This is a genomic window from Accumulibacter sp. (assembly GCF_023806565.1).
GTDB lineage: Bacteria > Pseudomonadota > Gammaproteobacteria > Burkholderiales > Rhodocyclaceae > Accumulibacter.
The window spans coordinates 13,500-29,899 of sequence record NZ_JAMTDV010000014.1; the positions used below are offsets into that span (position 1 = coordinate 13,500).

Sequence of the window (16,400 nt, forward strand, 5' to 3'; positions counted from 1 at the left end):
TCATTTTTCAGGCGACCGCGTGTGCGCCGGACATCTGAATCTCCTTGCCGGCACGCAGGTCGAGCAGGCGCTTGACGACGACGAGGAAACCGGTGACGAGAAACCCTCCGGGCGGCAGAATCATCATCAAGACTCCCCTGTCCGCCGGCAGCAATCGCAGTTCCATGAACCGGAACGAGGGCCCAAGCAGCAGCGATGCGTCGGCGAACAAGGTCCCCGAGCCGGCAATTTCGCGCACGGCACCGATCGCGGTGAGCGCGATGGTGAAGCCGATTCCCATACACAGACCGTCGACCAGCGCCGGAACGATCGGCGCCTTGGCGGCGAAGGCTTCCAGCCGTGCGAGCGGCAGGCAATTCGAGACGATCAACGGGATGAACAGGCCGAGCACTTTGTACAGCTCGTGCATCCAGGCGTTCATCGCCAGATCCACCAGCGTCACCATCGCCGCGACGATCAGGATGAACACGGGAATGCGTACCTCCTGGGTAATCGCGTTGCGCGCGGCGGCAACCAGCAGACTCGACGCCGCCATCACTGCGGCGGTGGCCAGTCCCATCCCGAAGCCATTGGTAGCACTGGTGGTCATCGCCATGGTCGGGCACATCCCGAGCAACATGCTGAAAACACCGTTGTTGTCCCACAGGCCATCCCTGGCGATCTTCACATACGCATTTGCCATTTCAGTTCGTCTCCGTCAGGCGCGCCTTGTGCGCGGCAAAGAATTCGAGACCGGCGCGGACAGCGGCGACCACGGCGCGCGGGGTGATCGTCGCCCCGGCAAACTGGTCGAACGAACCGCCGTCCTTCTTGACCTTCCAGCGCTCCGGCAGCGGATCGAGCAGCGACCGGCCGGTGAAGCGACGAATCCAGTCGCTCTTCTTCTCCTCGATCTTGTCGCCCAGACCAGGAGTTTCGTGGTGGGCCAGCGCGCGTACGCCAAGCACCTGGCCATCGGCATCCACGCCCATCATCAGCCGGATCTCGCCGGCGTAGCCGCTACCGTAAATTTCGTAGGCAACGCCGGTCACCTTGCCCTGGAGACGGGCACGATAGGCAACGACTTCGCGCTCTTCGGCATTTTTCACGACCACGGTGTCGACCGCCGGATTGTTGTCCTGACCGACACCGGCAAGCACCTGACTCAGCGAGTTCTGGCGATCCTCGAGGGCGCGCGCGGCGATGTCGTCGGCGGTAACCCGGTCGAGCACCGCCAGAACGATGCCGAATCCCAGGCAGAAGGCGCCAAGGATCGCACCATGCACCAGCATGCGCACTTTCATCGGCGACTCGCCGGCGGCGGCACAGGTGGCGTGGCTGCCCTGCCGGAAGGAAATGTTTCGCGAGGCTTCATGATCATCGGGTCCATACGTCTCCCAAGGTCTCGCACATTTCGTGCCACGCTTGCTGCAGGTGCACACCAAAGCCGTGCCGGCAACCGTAAGGCCGCACCAGGATGGAAGATTTTCGGCCGCTGGAGCAGCGCAGACCAAGCCGGACAGCCACTCCGGCGATGTTGCAATTGCTACAAAACACGACAAGCCGTCGGCAAAAGCATCGCCAAATCAAGGTCGGCATGGAATCTGCTCTGTTCGCGAAGAGCAACGGCTTTCGGGATGGTACGAGATGGCGAACAAGCAACTCAGGACGGTCGCGGCAGACGAACCGCAGATGCTGGACACGCGCGCGCCAAGCATTCCGCCGCAGGTATTCCAACACACCGTCAGCCAGGCCGACATGGCGATTTCGATCACCGACGTACGCGGCAACATTCTCTACGTGAACCCGGCGTTCACCCGCGTCACCGGCTTCGCGAGCGAAGAAGCGATCGGCCGCAACCAGTCGATCCTCTCCAACAAGACGATGCCGCCCGCCCTGTACCAATCGCTGTGGGAAACGATCTCGCGGGGCGAGGCGTGGAGCGGCCGCCTGATCAATCGGCGCAAGGATGGCAGCAAGTACCTCGCCGAGCTCAACATCTCGCCCATCGTCGGTGCGGATGGGGAAGTCCTGAACCACCTCGGAATGCATCGTGACGTCACCGAAGTCCATCGCCTGGAATACCAGGTCCGCAACCAGAAGGCGCTGATCGAATCGGTGGTCGACGCGGCGCCGGTAGTCATTGCCCTGCTCGACGTCGATGACCGGGTAGTGCTCGACAACCACGAGTACAAGAAGCTGCAGGCCGACCTGGCGATGGCCGAGCCAGCGCCGATGCTGATGTCGGCGATCCGCGCCAGCCTTGAAGTCGAGTCGGGAAAAGGGAGACGCACGTCCGGCTACGTCTTTCTCGATCGCGAGGTACGGATCGATCCTCCCGGCGGCAACCCGCCGCGCTGGTTCTCGTGTTCCGGAAGCCGCGTGCGCGAGGACGACAGCACCGCCGATGCCTTCCTCGCCGGACGCCGCCGTGATTACCTGCTGCTGGTGGCGAAAGAAATCACCAGCCTGCGGGCACAGCAGGAGAAGGTCCGCGTCGCGGCCCTGCAGGCGGTGATGGCCGACGAGGATCGGGTTCTCGCCCTGCGCGAGAGTCTGGCAGCAGCCACCTTCCGGATCGAGGGACCGCTCAACATGATGGCTTCCGTGGTCGGCATGCTGGCACGGCGCAAGGGGGGAGACGATCCGATGTCGGTAGCCCTCAGCGAAGCGATCGCGGCCGGGCAGCAAGCTCTCGAAGATCTGCGTTCGATGATCCCCGGAGAGACGCGCGAGGCGATCAGCCCGGTCAACCTCAACGAGCTGCTGCGCGATGTGCTCGACCTGTCGACCGGCCGCCTTCTCGCCGCCGGCATCAGCGTGAGCTGGAAACCGCAGGCGATGCTGTCGACGCTGCAGGGCGCACCGAACAAGCTGCGCTCGCTGTTCAAGGCGCTGATCGACAACGCCATCGAAGCGATGAACGTGCGTGGTTGTCGCGAGCGCGAAATGACCGTGGCGAGCCGCCTTCGTCCGGACGGAATCGAAGTGGTGATCGAGGATTCCGGGCCCGGCATCGAGAGTTCCCAGCAACTCAAGGTTTTCGAACCGTTCCACACGACGAAGCGCGGCGGCGGGCATCTGGGCACCGGTCTGTCGTCGGCGCAGCAGGTCGCAGCCGACCACGGCGGCTGCATCGAAATCGGGCCGGCCGCGGTGCGTGGCTGCCGCGTTCGCGTTTTTCTCCCGCTGCGCCCGCGACCATGACCGAACCACCTTCACTGCCGCTCTTGCGTTCGCATTACGATACCCTCACGCGGGTCTCGCAAGTGCTCTCCCGCTCGCGCGACTTGCATCACAGCCTGCGCGAGGTCTTGCGCGCGCTGGAGATCACCGGTCACCTGAGCCGGGGAATGATCGGCGTCGTCGATACCGCCGTCGGCGATCTGGTGGTGCACGCCGTGCATGGACTGGATTACGACGATTTCCAGTCGGTTCGCTACCGGCCGGACGAAGGTCTGCTCGGAACGATCCTCGAGGATCGCCAGAGCGTCGCGCTGACCCGTCTCGGCGATGCCCCGCGGTTCCTCGACCGGCTCGGCTTCTATGACCGCGAACTGCCTTTCATCGCCGTCCCTATCACTGCGTGGGGAACGCTGCAGGGCGTGCTTGCCGTGCAACCAGACGCGCCCGACGATGGCCTGCTGCCCGAACGGGCGCACTTTGTCGAATTGGTAGCCAACCTGATCGCCCAGAACGTGCTGCTTTCACGCGACGCCGCAACGGAGGACCGGGGCGCCACCGCGGCACGCGATCCCTTGCGCCGTGGCGCGCGCCAGCGCTCGGGTCTAGCCGATCTGGCCGGGCAGTCGGCTGCCATGTTGCGCATCTTCGACCAGATCCGAATGGTCGCGAAGTGGCCAACGACGGTCCTCATCCGCGGCGAGACTGGAACCGGCAAGGAACTGGTGGCCAATGCGATTCACCACAATTCGCCACGGGCGCGGGGACCCTACGTGCGACTCAACTGCGCCTCGCTGCCCGAAAATCTGCTCGAGTCGGAACTGTTCGGGCACGAGAAGGGCGCCTTCACGGGCGCCGTGAACTCGCGCAAGGGTCGCTTCGAAATCGCCGATGGCGGAACTCTGTTTCTCGATGAGATCGGCGAAATCTCGCCGGCCTTTCAGGCCAAGCTGCTGCGAGTGCTGCAGGAGGGCGAACTGGAACGGGTCGGCGGCGACCGCACGTTGAAGCTCGACGTACGCCTGATTGCCGCAACGCATCGCGACCTGGAAACTGCGGTCGATGCCGGCGACTTCCGGGAAGACCTCTACTATCGCCTCAACGTCATGCCGATCTTCCTGCCGCCGCTGCGCGAACGACTGGAAGATCTCCCGAAAATCGCGAAACACCTGCTCGATCGTCTCGGCGGCGCCCAGCGCCGCCCACTGCGTCTCACGCCGGCAGCGCAAAGGCGTCTCGCGCAGCACCACTGGCCGGGCAACGTGCGCGAACTGGAAAACTGCCTGGAACGAGCGGCCGTCATGTCCGACAGTGGCGACATCGACGCCGATCTGATTCGCATCGACCAGCCGCGCGAGCGCGGCCCCCGGCGCTCGACGACGTCGGCAACAGGAGCCGCTCCGGTGGCACCGAGAGTTGCCGCACGCGAAGCGGGGGGCGGTGCCTCGACGAGCGGCGAGCAAAGCGAGCGCGAGCGCGTGATCGCCGCACTCGAACAGGCTGGCTGGGTGCAGGCACGTGCTGCCCGCCTGCTCGGCATGACGCCGCGGCAGATCGCCTACCGCGTGCAAATCCTCAATATCGAAATGAAGCAAATCTGACGCTGCGCGTGCCCGTCTCTCCGTGGCGCACCAAATTCCGCTCCTTCGGCAGGCGGGAGGGCGGCCGGGAACGAGCAGCGGTCATGGCTTTTTTTTTCCGGACTGGATCGGAAAGGCGAGCCCTGCTGCCCAGATCCCCTGCGGCGATGGTCGGCGGACGAACGCGAACAACGAAAGAGAGGAAGCCGTCGGAACATGGACAAGGTCGGCGCGATCGCCTCGATCTGTATATAACCATAAGCGAATAAAGGTTGGTCGACCTATTTTTTTGGTGTGGGGAAAATTCAAACTGCATGTTTTTGCCATTTTCTTTTGTTTGGCGCGGAAACTGCCAATGAAGATTGCTGCATGAATTTGATTGATTGTATTGAGGTTCACCGCAGCCAATCGTCTTCCGCTCATCCACCAGAAATTAGGAGAAACACCATGAAAACTTTGAAACTGTTGCCGGTCATGCGTAATCGGTAACCAAGCCGTCCTTGCACCCGCGCGGGCGACGCCCACAATGTAAGCGCCCATCCCATCCATCTGTAGGAGGCCCGAGAAGAGGGTAACCGGTAACCTACCGGCGTGCTTGTCGCCTACCTGGGGATGCGGTAGAGGTCTGAGCGCAGGGGATTGGGGGGCGAAGTGTTGCTTCCAGAGGCGTGGCGTAAGCAGGGCGACTTCGGCGGCGGGGTGGCGGGCGACGCGCTGGAGGACATTCATCAGGTAGTGGTAGGTGTCAACACCGATTGAAAACTGACACAGTTTTTGGGTAAGCAGCGACCAAGAACTGATACACCACCCAGTAAGCGATATGCCGAGTCACGCGTGGTAGGGGCACTTCCGTTCGGGTGCGCCAAGCGCGTTGGCGGCGCAGTCCAGAGCGGGCGAAGCCCGGCGGAGCGTACTCTTGACGGCGACGGCAACGTAGCGACGCTGGCGGGCTCGGGGCGGGCCGCAGCTTGTTGCGGCCTGCCCCCGAGCCCGTCCGGCGGCGAGGACTCCCCGCCCTGGGGCGGGGATAGGGGTGGGGCCCAATAGGACACTGGGCCACCGTGCTTCGATCCCCCCCCCAGCCACGGACCTCAGACTGCCACGGCTATGGCCCGCTTTCCAGGAACGGTCCCTGCTTAACGCTGGTGCTTGAGGCGATAGCTTTCGCCGGCCATGGGCACGATATGCGCATGGTGCAGAAACCGATCAAGAAGGGCCGCGGTCAGCGTGGCATCCTGCGCGAAGGTCGCGTCCCACTGGCCGAACGGGAGATTGCTGGTGACGATCAGGCTGCCCTTCTCGTAGCGGGCCGCAATGACCTGGAAGAACAGGTTGGCCTGTTCGCGATTCATCGGCAGGTAGCCGATTTCGTCAATGACGAGCAGGCGATAGGCGGTAATCGCCCGCTGCATCACGGCCTTGAGCTGGTTTTGCGCGTGCGCCACCGACAAGGTCAGCAGGAGATCGGCGGCAGTGGTGAAGCGGGTCTTGATTCCCGTCTGGGCCGCCCTATAGCCCAGCGCGATCGCCAGATGCGTCTTGCCAACGCCGGAAGGACCGACCAGGACCACGTTCTCCTGGCGCTCGACGAAGCCCAGTCCCGCCAGCTCGTCGATCTGGCTATTCTTGACGCCGGCGGCGAAACCGTAATCGAATTCATCGAGCGTCTTGATCGCCGGGAAGCCGGCGAGGCGCGTGAGCAGGCTCTGCTTGCGGATCTGCCGCCCCGCCACTTCGGCTTTCAGGAGCGCTTCGAGGAAGTCGCTGTCGCCGGTCTGGCTGCGCGCCGCCTCCTGCGCAGCCCCCGCGTCCCCCTGCGCGATGAAGGGCAGGTTCAGGCTCTCGCACAGGCCGATCAGTCGTTCGTGTTGCAGGTTCATGCGCGGACCTCCTGCAACTTTGCGAGCAGTTGCTCATAGACCGCCAATGGAGGTTGCTGTGGCGTCGGCGCTTCGAGGCGCGCAATCACCGCGACCGGCCGCTCGGAGGGCACCGGTTGCGCCGCTGGTGAAGGCCGCGCTGCGGCGATGTCGCCTCGCCAGGGGGGCACCGCCTGCAGATGGGCGCGCTCTTCTATCAGCCGCTCGGCAGGTTTCTCCTGCGTCGTGCCGTGTGTCCGGACATTGGCCACCACCTGCAGCCAACGCCGCACTTCGGCGTTGGCCGTGACCACATCTTGCGTCACTCCGGCCTGCTTGAGCTTGGTGACGAGCGGCACGTAAAAGGAGTGACGCAGGTAGCCGTTGAAGCGCTCGACCTTGCCCTTGGTGCGCGCACGATAGGGCCGACAGAGCTGGATCCCGAAGCCGCAGTGCCGCGCGTAGTCGGGAAAGCCGCTGTGGTACCGGTGTTCGCCCGGACCCCCGACGTCGCGTTCGAGGACGATGGTCTTCATGTTGTCGTACAGCAGGCGTCTGGGTACCCCGCCCAAGGCCACAAACGCCTGCTGGTGGCACTCGATCAGCGTGTCGACCCGCATGTCGGTGACGAATTCGACGTGGCTCGCCCGGCTGTATCCCAACGTGGCGCAGAAGGCGTAAAGGGGATCGCGGCCCTTGCGCCATTCCACCCAGTCCACTTGCCTCTGGTCGCCCGGCGCTGTCTCGAATCGGACCACCGGATCGTCGTCCGCCGCCGGCCGCAGCGGGCGCAAGAACGCGCGCAGCTGGCTCATTCCGCCCCGGTACCCCTGGCCGCCGATTTCCCGCGCCAACACCGTCGCCGGAATCCACTTCGGATACGCCACCGCCTGCCGCTCCCGCAGGTAGCCTTCAAACGGCGCCAGCTTCCTCTCCCGCCGTTGGCGTCGCTCATACCGCGGTACCCCGCCCGCTGCCAAGTGCCGGCGTACCGTGTTCACCGCACACCCCACTTCCACCGCAATCCGCCGCAGACTGAATCCATGCTTCCTCAAGACCTCCATTTCCACATACACCTCTCTCGTAATGACCGGCGCCCCAAAAAAATCGCCGATCTTCTCAACTCGGTGTATCAACTTTCAACCGCTGCGATGTGTCAATTTACATCCGCTGCTGACATGGGTCAGGAACGGCGGCGAGCAAACAAGCTGAAGCAGTTGCAGGAGAAGCTCGCCGAACGTAACGCTTTCGTGAAAGACTAGAAGCGCGCCAGCGCGCAGAGTGGCCTGGCCCTCTTGCAGGGCTGGGTCAAACGCCACAAGCTCAGCGCGTTCGTCACGCTCACGCTCAATGAACGGGTCATTCACTGCGCCATCGACGAAGACGCCCAGGCAGCGGATGCCTTGCTGGACGGCTGCTATCTCCTGGAAACCGATGTCCCGGCCGAGTGGATGGATGCGCAAACGGTGGGCGCCCGTTACCGGGATCTGCAGAAAGTCGAGCGCAACTTCCGCACCGTGAAGACCAGTTTCCTGGAAATCCGTCCGATCTTCCTGCGCAAGGCCGAGCGCGCCAGGGCGCACGTTCTTGTGGCGATGCTTGCGTTGAAGATCGCTTGCCACTTGGAAGCCGGTTTGCGCAAGGCCTTCGGGACTACCGCGGAGGATCGTGCCGCCCTCACCCCGGCCGACGCCCTGGTGGCCCTCGGACGGCTGACCTATCTTCACAGCACGGACCGACACGGCCAAACCCACCTCTACCTGCCACGCCCGGACGAGCAGCAGGCAAAAATCTTCGCTGCCCTGGGTCTTTCTTTCCCGCTCAGGCCAAAAGCCACCCAGCGCGCCGCGTAGGCAGGCGCCACTTGCGCAGCGACGCCACGTTTTTCAACATAAACAGTTACCTGCAAGACAATTGCGGTTCCTCACAGAGGGAAGATCCGACAGGGAAAGCGCCCGAGACTGGCCTGGGGGCGGGCGGAGAGACCATCGATACCCAGGCTCATGTCCACTGCTTCGACGGCCAGTCAGACGGAATCGAGCGCGGGCCCCAGCGGCGCCGTCATCAGCGCTCTGCGCACAGGGCGTGGAGCCAGTCGATCGCGGGCAGCGTGGTGAATTCGAGTCGCCAGCCGCCGGGGCTGTGGAGTAAGAGGCTCGGATTCGCGTGGGGGACCACCGACGTGATCGTGACTGGAACAAGGGTCATCGGCGCTGCGGCAGCAACGACCGCTCCGCGTTCCTTCGCCAGGCGCTGGTGCCAGTAGCTGAGCGAGGCAGCTTTCAATCCGTGAGCCTCGCAGTACGCCTGCTGCGTACCGCCGCTCGCTCGCCACGCTTCCACATGCCGTCGCCACAAGGCTTCCCGTTCTCCCGCTTTCTCCATCCCTCCGCCCTCGGTCGAAAATCCAAAGTCTGCTCCTCTTCTCGGGCGGAATACAGGTGGATGGGATGGACGCTTACGATCAGCATGCTCTGCGAGCCGGCCGACGATGCGCCTGCCGAGGACTGGGCACCGTACGGGGTGCAGGTCGATGAAGCAAGAGCCCGTGGGGGCTCCTTGATCCTGGGGGTGCCGATGAAGGCGTCCGAAAGGCCGGCATCCGAAAAGGAGTAACCTATTGAGGCACGGAGCTGGACGCGCTGGCGCTCGATGCGCCGATGCTTCCGTCCCGTAGGGGCAACAAGAGCCCTCTGAGTGACGTGCTCGAGGATCTGCCGGGCAACGTGTTCGAACCAAAGCCGCAAGCCGGGGACTATGCGCCGGGTCATCTCCAAAGCAAGAGCGACCAACAGGAAAACATGTAGGCAGCAACCGCTTGGGTGGATGCGAGCGCTGCTGCCCGCCAAGCAGCAGCGCCGTGGTGATCTGCTTCAATTCGACGTGGAGATGCCTGTGATCGATTTGGCAACGATCGAGGGCAACGATGATCTGCCGGCCGGCGTGCATCAGCATTGCCAGAATTTGGCTACATGGTCGCTACACAAGACCGAATAGCAAAAAGCCAGACCTTGGAGTCTGGCTGAGTGCTTGTTCTATTGGTGGCCAAGCGCGGAATCGAACCACGGACACGCGGATTTTCAGTCCGCTGCTCTACCAACTGAGCTACTTGGCCAACGAGGCGGGAATTATAGCGACTCGGTTCCCTGCCGTCAAAACAAGTAAAACGGCAAGAACATGATGCTCACTTGATGCGCTGCAACCGAGCACGACCGGCAGGCGGTGTGGGTGGTTCGGGCTGGTCATCGGTCGTGGGCGCAGAGCCGTCCGTGCCGCCCTCCGTATCCCCTACACGTTCCGGCTCGAACGCCATGCCGGCACCGTTCTCCCGGGCATAGATGGCAGAGACGTTGCCGATCGGGATCGAGATGTCGCGGGCGACGCCGCCGAAGCGAGCCTGAAAGCGGATGCCGTCGTTATCCATGCTGAGATGAGCCGTCGCCTCGTAACCAACATTGAGTACGATCTGACCGTCACGCACGTGCTCACGCGGTACGCGCGTGCGGGAATCGACGGCAACGGCCAGGTAGGGGGTGAAGCCATTGTCGCAGCACCACTGGTGAATGGCGCGAATCAGATACGGCTTGGTCGACGGCAGATCCACGTTCATTGCCTCAAGACGTGACGGGGCTGGATACTGGGTGAAATCGGCGGGCGAGAGCTACTTGCGCATCGCCTTTTCGGATGGGGTAAGTGCGTCGATGAAGCCCTGGCGGCTGAAAATGCGTTCGCCGTACTTCATCAACGGCGCCGCGGCTCGCGAGAGTTCAATGCCGTAATGGTCTAGCCGCCAGAGCAGAGGCGCGATGGCGACATCGAGCATCGAGAACTCCTCGCCAAGCATGTGTTTCTGCTTGACAAACACCGGCGCCATTTCGGTAAGCCGGTCGCGAATCTGTACGCGCGAGCGCTCGGCAGCCTTGCTGTTCTTTTCGAGAGCCTCGATGTAGGAAAACACTTCGCGTTCCATGGTGATCAGAAGCTGACGCGCTCGCGCACGCATGATCGGGTCAGCCGGCATCAACTGCGGATGCGGGAAACGCTCGTCGATATACTCGTTGATGATGTTCGGTTCGTACAGGATGAGATCGCGCTCCACCAGAACCGGCACGCGGCCATAGGGGTTGATGATGGCAATGTCTTCCGGCTTGGCGAACAGATCGACATCGATCACCTGAAAATCCATGCCTTTCTCGTAAAGCACGATCCGGCAGCGATGGCTGAATGGGCAGGTGGTTCCCGAATAAAGATTCATCATGTGCTGTACCCTCAAAAGCGAATCGGCATCGCGACGGCTGTGGGGCCCTGTTGGGCGCCCTCGCCGGCGATGCCGCGGCCTGAAATCCGGTGGTTTGCCAGGGGAGGCTCTACCTGACGTCTTTCCAGTACGCCTTCTTCAACGCGTAGGAAAGGCCGAAAAGAAGCACAAGGAAGGCGAGCACGGCAAAACCCAGATGCTTGCGGAACCCTGCCTCCGGCTCACCCATCCAGACGAGGAATCCGACGAGGTCCGCGACCTGCTTGTCGTACTCGGCGGGTGAGAGAGTGCCGGGGACCAGCAGTTCGAGCTTGTGCTCCTTGTTCAGGACCTGCAGACCCTGCATTTGCCAGAGCACATGCGGCATGCCGACGTTGGCGAAGATCACGTTGTTCCACCCGGTCGGACGCTTTTCGTCGACATAGAAGGAGCGCAGGTAGGTATACAACCAGTCCGCACCGCTTCCTTCCTCCGACGCCCGCGCGCGCGCGATCAGTGTCAGATCCGGAGGAGTGGCTCCAAACCACAGCTTCTGCTCGTCCGGCCGCGCCGCAATGCGCATCGGCTCACCAATCTTGGCGGCCGTAAACATCAGGTTGTCCTTGATTTGCTGCTCGCTCAGGCCGAGATCGGCGAGGCGGCTGTAGCGGACGAAGCTTGCACCGTGGCAATTCAGGCAATAGTTGACGAAGGTGCGGGCGCCGCTCTGCAGAGCGGCCTTGTCGCCCTGCACATCAGGCGCCTTGTCGAGATGCAAGCCGACGCCACTGGCCAGGGCGACGATCGGCGCAAAGAGCAATGCCATAAGCAGTTTTTTCATTTTGTGCATTCCTTTTTACATCGTCACGCGATCGGGTTCCGGCTGATACTTGTCGATCCTCGACCACCACGGCATGGTGAGGAAGAACAGGAAGTAGTAGGCGCTCAGGATCTGCGCCACCGGGGCACCGGGAATGACGCCGAAGAAGGAGTAGGACGGTGGCTTCGTGCCGAGAAAGCCGAGCAGGAAGAACGAGATCACGAACAAGGCAAGCAGCGTCTTGTAAATCGGGCCGCGATAGCGGATCGACTTGACCGGACTACGGTCGAGCCACGGCAGGAAGGCGAGGATGACCACACCGGCGCCCATCGCCACGACTCCCCAGAACTTCGCGTCGATCCCGAACAGCGGCCAGACCATGGCACGCAGCAAGGAATAATAGGGAGTGAAATACCACACCGGTGCAATGTGCGGTGGAGTCTTCAGCGGATCCGCGGGGAGGAAGTTGTTGTACTCAAGAAAATAGCCGCCACCCTCGGGAGCAAAGAAGACGATGATCGAAAAGACCATCAGGAAGACGACGACGCCGACGATGTCCTTCACCGTATAGTAGGGGTGGAACGGAATGCCGTCGAGTGGAATGCCGTTCGCGTCCTTGCGCTTCTTGATCTCGACACCATCCGGGTTGTTCGAACCGACTTCGTGCAGCGCCAGGATATGTGCGGCAACCAGACCGAGCAGCACCAGCGGCACGGCGATGACATGGAACGAGAAGAAGCGGTTGAGCGTCGCATCGCCGACGACGAAGTCGCCACGAATCCAGACCGACAGGGGTTCACCGATCAGAGGAATCGCCGAGAACAGATTGACGATCACCTGCGCTCCCCAGAAGGACATTTGCCCCCAAGGCAGCAAATAGCCCATGAACGCCTCGGCCATCAGGCAGAGGAAGATCAGTGTGCCGAAAATCCAGATCAGTTCGCGTGGCTGACGATACGAGCCATACAACATGCCGCGGAACATGTGCAGGTATACGACGATGAAGAACGCGGATGCACCGGTCGAATGCATGTAGCGAATCAGCCAGCCCCAGGGCACGTCGCGCATGATGTATTCGACACTGGCAAAGGCCACCGGAATGCCGTTGGGATTGATCGACGCGTCCGGCTTGTAATGCATCACCAGGAAAATGCCGGTGACGATCTGGATGACCAGCACCAGCATGGCCAGCGATCCGAAGAAATACCAGAAATTGAAGTTCTTCGGGGCGTAGTATTCGGAGAGGTGCGCGCGCCACATGGAAGTGGCCGGGAAGCGGGCATCGAACCACTCGAGGAGATTACCCTGGAGGGATCCGTCGGACTTGTACTTTTCGAAACTGGTATTCGATGCCATTGCTTAAGCCCCCTTCTTGTCTTCGCCGATGAGAATCCGCTTATCGGACAGGTACACGTGCGGCGGCACTTCGAGGTTGTCCGGTGCCGGCTTGTTCTTGAAGACACGGCCGGCAAAATCGAAAGTGGAGCCATGGCATGGGCACAGGAAGCCGCCCAGCCAGGCGACATCCATTCCTTCGTCAGAACCCTTCTTGAACTTGGCCGATGGAGAACAACCCAGATGCGTACAAATGCCCACGACGACCATGTATTCGGGCTTGATCGAACGTGTCTCGTTCTTGCAGTAGGCCGGCTGCATGTTCTTTTCTGACTTCGGATCGGCGACCGATTCGTCGAGCTTGGGGAGCGTTTCGAGCATGGAGGCTGTGCGGTTGATGATCCAGACCGGCCTGCCTCGCCATTCGACGGTCATCATCTGGCCAGGCTCGAGGCTGCCGATGTCGACTTCGACCGGCGCCCCAGCTGCCCGGGCCCGCTCGGACGGCAGCATGCTGGAGAGGAAGGGCACGAGCGCAGCTATTGCCCCCACCCCGCCGACTGCGGCGGTCGCGACCACCAGCCGCCGCCTTCCGCAGTCCACTTTGCACTCATTGCTCATAGCGCTGATTCCTAGGACATAATGAAAAATTGATACGAACCAAACCGTCGCATTATACGTGAATCTCCGTCCGGATTGAATCGCGGCGCCCGTCCGAAACGCTCAGTCGGCAAGCGGCCGACGTTCTCGCAGGGCCTGCGCCAAAGTGCCGGCATCGACATACTCGAGCTCACCGCCGACCGGCACGCCACGCGCGATGCGTGACACGCCGACGCCACGGCTCCTGAGCATTTCCGACAGGTAATGGGCAGTTGCTTCGCCCTCGTTGGTGAAGTTGGTGGCGATGATCACTTCCCGCACCACGCCGTCGCAGGCGCGTGTCAGCAGCCGTTCGAGGTGCAATTCGCCGGCACCGATCCCGTCAAGCGGCGAGACGCGCCCCATCAGCACGTAGTAGAGTCCCGAATAGGCGTGCGTCTGCTCCAGCATGTTCATGTCCACCGGCGTTTCGACGACACACAACAGGCTCGCGTCGCGTCTCGGTGACAGACAACGGGCGCAGACTTCGGCCTCGGTGAAGGTATTGCAGCGCTGGCAGTGGCGAAGTGCGGCAAGCGCGAGGTGTAAAGCATCTGCCAGCCGCTGGGCGCCGGAGCGGTTGTGCTGGAGCAGGTGATACGCCATGCGTTGCGCCGACTTCGGGCCGACACCCGGCAAGCAGCGCAGAGCCTCGATCAGCGACTCGAGGCTTGACGGGTGGTCCATCAGAACGGCATCTTGAATCCGGGCGGCAGGCTGAGGCCGGCGGAAAACCCGGCCATGCGTTCCTGCGAGGCTTCCCCGGCTCGCCGCACGGCGTCATTCACCGCGGCCGCGACGAGATCCTCGAGCATTTCCTTGTCGTCCATTACCGACGGGTCGATGCTTACCCGCCGAACGTCATGGGCACAGGTCATCAGCACCTTGACCATGCCGGCACCCGATTGCCCTTCGACCTCGAGCTGCGCAAGCTGCTCCTGTGCCTTCCGCATGTTTTCCTGCATTTGCTGGGCCTGCTTCATCAGCCCGGCAATTCCGCCTTTCATCATCTTGCTTGCCTCGCTTGATCTGAGAACTAAATGGGTCTTATCGAAGATTCGATCAGGGTTGCGTCGAACATTTCTATGACTTCCCGCACGAAACCATCCTGCTCGACGGAAGCGATGGCGCGATCCAGTCGATCACGGCGGTCACGCTCGGCTGCCGCCGCGGGTGTGTCGCCGAAACCTTCCTCGAGGTCGATCGTCAGCTGCCGCACCTGGCCGAAATGTTCGCTCAACGCTTGCTGCAGCTTTTCCTGCGCGGGTTTCATCAACAAATGGCGGTGCGCCGGCGAAAGAACCAGAACGATCCGCGCTCCTCCGAACGAGCGCAACTCGCAGTGCTGCGCCAGCTCCCGCGCCATGCCACCGATCTTCAGATCGGCAAGAATGTCGCGCCACTCGCCGGCCACCGGCTCTGGCCCGCCAGCCCGCCGGGAAATGGTCACGCCGTTCTGCCGAGACGCAGCATCCGCTGCGCGAACGTTGCCCGCCGCGGCAGGCGTCGGCAATGGCGGCTGACTCGCCAGCGAAGTCGTTGGCAAGGCGTCCGGAAGCGTCGCCATGGACGCCGACGGCTGGCGCGAATTTTCTTCGGAAATCGGCCGGAAGGCGTGCAGGCGCAGCAATGTCATGAGAAAACCGGCCTCTTCGTCGGGCGCCAGCGGCAATTCCTGACGACCGTGCACGGCGATCTGGTAGGCCAGCTGAATGAACTCCGGGTCAAGTCGGGCGGCGATTTCGAGTAGACGAGAACGTTCCGGCAAGTCGTCGGCGATCGCCTGCGGCGCGAGCTGGGCGATCTGCAGGCGGGTGAACAGGCGGGCCATTTCCTGCAGCGCGGCGTCAAACGAAAGGCTGCGTGCCGCCATCGCATCGGCCACTGCCAGCATGGCCACGGCGTCTCCGGCGAGCAGTGCATCGACGATCGAAAACAGATGGTCGAGATCGACGGCGCCCAGCATCTCGCGGACCTCCGCCTCCTCGACCCTGCCCGACCCGTGCGCGATCGCCTGGTCGAGCAGCGACAGCGCGTCGCGCATGCTGCCCGCCGCCGAACGCGCCAACAAATGGAGTGCGCCATGCTCGGCGCCGATCGCCTCGGCCTCGAGAACCTGCTGGAGATGCGCGGCGATCAGCGACTGCGTCATCTGCTTGAGATTGAACTGCAGACACCTCGAGAGCACGGTGACCGGGATTTTCTGCGGATCAGTGGTGGCAAGAATGAACTTGACGTGTTCCGGGGGCTCTTCGAGAGTCTTCAGCATGGCGTTGAACGCCGAATTCGACAGCATGTGCACTTCGTCGATCACGTAAACCTTGAAACGGCCGCGCGTCGGCGCATAGACGGCGTTCTCGAGGAGTTGCCGCATTTCGTCGACCCTGGTGTTGGTCGCCGCGTCCACCTCGAGCAGATCGACGAATCGGCCCGAATCGATTTCCTGGCAGGCGGAACAGACTCCGCAAGGCGTTGCGCTGACGCCGCTCTCACAGTTCAGGGCCTTGGCCAGAATGCGCGCCAGCGTCGTCTTCCCGACACCACGAGTGCCCGTAAACAGATAGGCGTGATGCAGACGCCCCTCGTTCAGCGCGTGCGTCAGCGCCCGCACCACATGCTCCTGCCCGACCAGGCTGGCGAACGATCGCGGGCGCCACTTGCGCGCCAGAACTTGGTAACTCATGCGCAGATTCTAGCAGATGGGGTCATCTGCCCGGCTGGAGTTTGTCGTCCAGGAGATTCTCGCGCACTGCCGGGGGAAACGTCGA

19 protein-coding genes and 1 tRNA gene are annotated in these 16,400 nt (G+C 62.5%); 5 read left to right on the top strand and 15 right to left on the bottom strand.

Annotation, left to right across the window (positions count from 1 at the left end; all coding sequences use genetic code 11):
* Window positions 1-7: 7 nt before the first annotated feature.
* A complete protein-coding gene (locus NFV80_RS01550) occupies window positions 8-682 on the bottom strand; it encodes an electron transport complex subunit E (RefSeq protein ID WP_295325329.1) in 675 nt (224 codons plus the stop codon).
* A gap of 1 nt (window position 683) precedes the next feature.
* The gene (gene rsxG / locus NFV80_RS01555) at window positions 684-1,283 is read right to left on the bottom strand and encodes an electron transport complex subunit RsxG (RefSeq protein ID WP_295325326.1); all 600 of its coding nucleotides are present in this window, start codon (window positions 1,281-1,283) and stop codon (window positions 684-686) included.
* A 343-nt stretch (window positions 1,284-1,626) separates the two neighbouring features.
* Between rsxG and nifL the strand changes: the two genes are divergently transcribed.
* Together nifL and nifA are read left to right on the top strand one after the other, a co-directional pair.
* A complete protein-coding gene (gene nifL, locus NFV80_RS01560; protein WP_295325323.1) occupies window positions 1,627-3,186 on the top strand; it encodes a nitrogen fixation negative regulator NifL in 1,560 nt (519 codons plus the stop codon).
* Window positions 3,183-4,763, top strand: coding sequence for a nif-specific transcriptional activator NifA (gene nifA, locus NFV80_RS01565; protein ID WP_295325320.1), 1,581 nt, complete (start codon window positions 3,183-3,185; stop codon window positions 4,761-4,763). The genes nifL and nifA overlap by 4 nt, the downstream gene beginning before the upstream one ends.
* A gap of 81 nt (window positions 4,764-4,844) precedes the next feature.
* Here nifA and NFV80_RS01570 read toward each other — a convergent pair whose 3' ends face one another.
* The 3 genes from NFV80_RS01570 to istA form a co-directional block, all read right to left on the bottom strand.
* Complete coding sequence (locus tag NFV80_RS01570; protein WP_295325318.1) at window positions 4,845-5,282, bottom strand: hypothetical protein; 438 nt, start codon at window positions 5,280-5,282, stop codon at window positions 4,845-4,847.
* A gap of 596 nt (window positions 5,283-5,878) precedes the next feature.
* Window positions 5,879-6,622: an IS21-like element helper ATPase IstB gene (gene istB, locus NFV80_RS01575; RefSeq protein WP_295325316.1), complete on the bottom strand. Its 744-nt coding sequence runs from the start codon at window positions 6,620-6,622 to the stop codon at window positions 5,879-5,881.
* Window positions 6,619-7,665, bottom strand: a complete 1,047-nt coding sequence (gene istA / locus NFV80_RS01580) for an IS21 family transposase (RefSeq protein WP_296757612.1) — start codon at window positions 7,663-7,665, stop codon at window positions 6,619-6,621. The genes istB and istA overlap by 4 nt, the downstream gene beginning before the upstream one ends.
* A 231-nt stretch (window positions 7,666-7,896) precedes the next feature.
* On the opposite strand from istA, the gene NFV80_RS01585 reads away from it, so the two are divergent.
* Window positions 7,897-8,454, top strand: coding sequence for a hypothetical protein (locus NFV80_RS01585; RefSeq protein ID WP_295325311.1), 558 nt, complete (start codon window positions 7,897-7,899; stop codon window positions 8,452-8,454).
* A 211-nt stretch (window positions 8,455-8,665) separates the two neighbouring features.
* On the opposite strand, the gene NFV80_RS01590 is transcribed toward NFV80_RS01585, so the two are convergent.
* Complete coding sequence (locus tag NFV80_RS01590) at window positions 8,666-8,986, bottom strand: IS66 family insertion sequence element accessory protein TnpB (RefSeq protein ID WP_295325308.1); 321 nt, start codon at window positions 8,984-8,986, stop codon at window positions 8,666-8,668.
* A 60-nt stretch (window positions 8,987-9,046) separates the two neighbouring features.
* On the opposite strand from NFV80_RS01590, the gene NFV80_RS01595 reads away from it, so the two are divergent.
* Entirely contained in the window at window positions 9,047-9,217 is a 171-nt protein-coding gene (locus NFV80_RS01595) for a hypothetical protein (protein ID WP_295325305.1), read from the top strand.
* Window positions 9,218-9,427: 210 nt separating this feature from the next.
* A complete protein-coding gene (locus tag NFV80_RS01600; protein ID WP_295325303.1) occupies window positions 9,428-9,598 on the top strand; it encodes a hypothetical protein in 171 nt (56 codons plus the stop codon).
* Between the two features lie 42 nt (window positions 9,599-9,640).
* On the opposite strand, the gene NFV80_RS01605 is transcribed toward NFV80_RS01600, so the two are convergent.
* The 9 genes from NFV80_RS01605 to dnaX all read right to left on the bottom strand — a co-directional run bounded on the left by NFV80_RS01605 (window position 9,641) and on the right by dnaX (window position 16,315).
* Window positions 9,641-9,716, bottom strand: a tRNA-Phe gene (locus NFV80_RS01605).
* A gap of 69 nt (window positions 9,717-9,785) precedes the next feature.
* Window positions 9,786-10,205, bottom strand: a complete 420-nt coding sequence (locus tag NFV80_RS01610; RefSeq protein ID WP_295325300.1) for a ClpXP protease specificity-enhancing factor — start codon at window positions 10,203-10,205, stop codon at window positions 9,786-9,788.
* Window positions 10,206-10,262: 57 nt separating this feature from the next.
* Window positions 10,263-10,859, bottom strand: coding sequence for a glutathione S-transferase N-terminal domain-containing protein (locus tag NFV80_RS01615; protein WP_295325298.1), 597 nt, complete (start codon window positions 10,857-10,859; stop codon window positions 10,263-10,265).
* A gap of 109 nt (window positions 10,860-10,968) precedes the next feature.
* A complete protein-coding gene (locus NFV80_RS01620) occupies window positions 10,969-11,679 on the bottom strand; it encodes a cytochrome c1 (protein WP_295325296.1) in 711 nt (236 codons plus the stop codon).
* 15 nt (window positions 11,680-11,694) lie between these two features.
* Window positions 11,695-13,014, bottom strand: coding sequence for a cytochrome bc complex cytochrome b subunit (locus NFV80_RS01625; RefSeq protein ID WP_295325293.1), 1,320 nt, complete (start codon window positions 13,012-13,014; stop codon window positions 11,695-11,697).
* A gap of 3 nt (window positions 13,015-13,017) precedes the next feature.
* Window positions 13,018-13,614 carry a ubiquinol-cytochrome c reductase iron-sulfur subunit gene (gene petA, locus NFV80_RS01630; RefSeq protein WP_295325290.1) on the bottom strand — a complete coding sequence of 199 codons (597 nt, stop codon included), beginning with the start codon at window positions 13,612-13,614 and terminating at the stop codon, window positions 13,018-13,020.
* 102 nt (window positions 13,615-13,716) lie between these two features.
* A complete protein-coding gene (recR, locus tag NFV80_RS01635) occupies window positions 13,717-14,319 on the bottom strand; it encodes a recombination mediator RecR (RefSeq protein WP_295325287.1) in 603 nt (200 codons plus the stop codon).
* A complete protein-coding gene (locus NFV80_RS01640; RefSeq protein ID WP_295325284.1) occupies window positions 14,319-14,642 on the bottom strand; it encodes a YbaB/EbfC family nucleoid-associated protein in 324 nt (107 codons plus the stop codon). The genes recR and NFV80_RS01640 overlap by 1 nt, the downstream gene beginning before the upstream one ends.
* A 26-nt stretch (window positions 14,643-14,668) precedes the next feature.
* Entirely contained in the window at window positions 14,669-16,315 is a 1,647-nt protein-coding gene (gene dnaX, locus NFV80_RS01645; protein ID WP_295325282.1) for a DNA polymerase III subunit gamma/tau, read from the bottom strand.
* Between the last annotated feature and the right edge of the window lie 85 nt (window positions 16,316-16,400).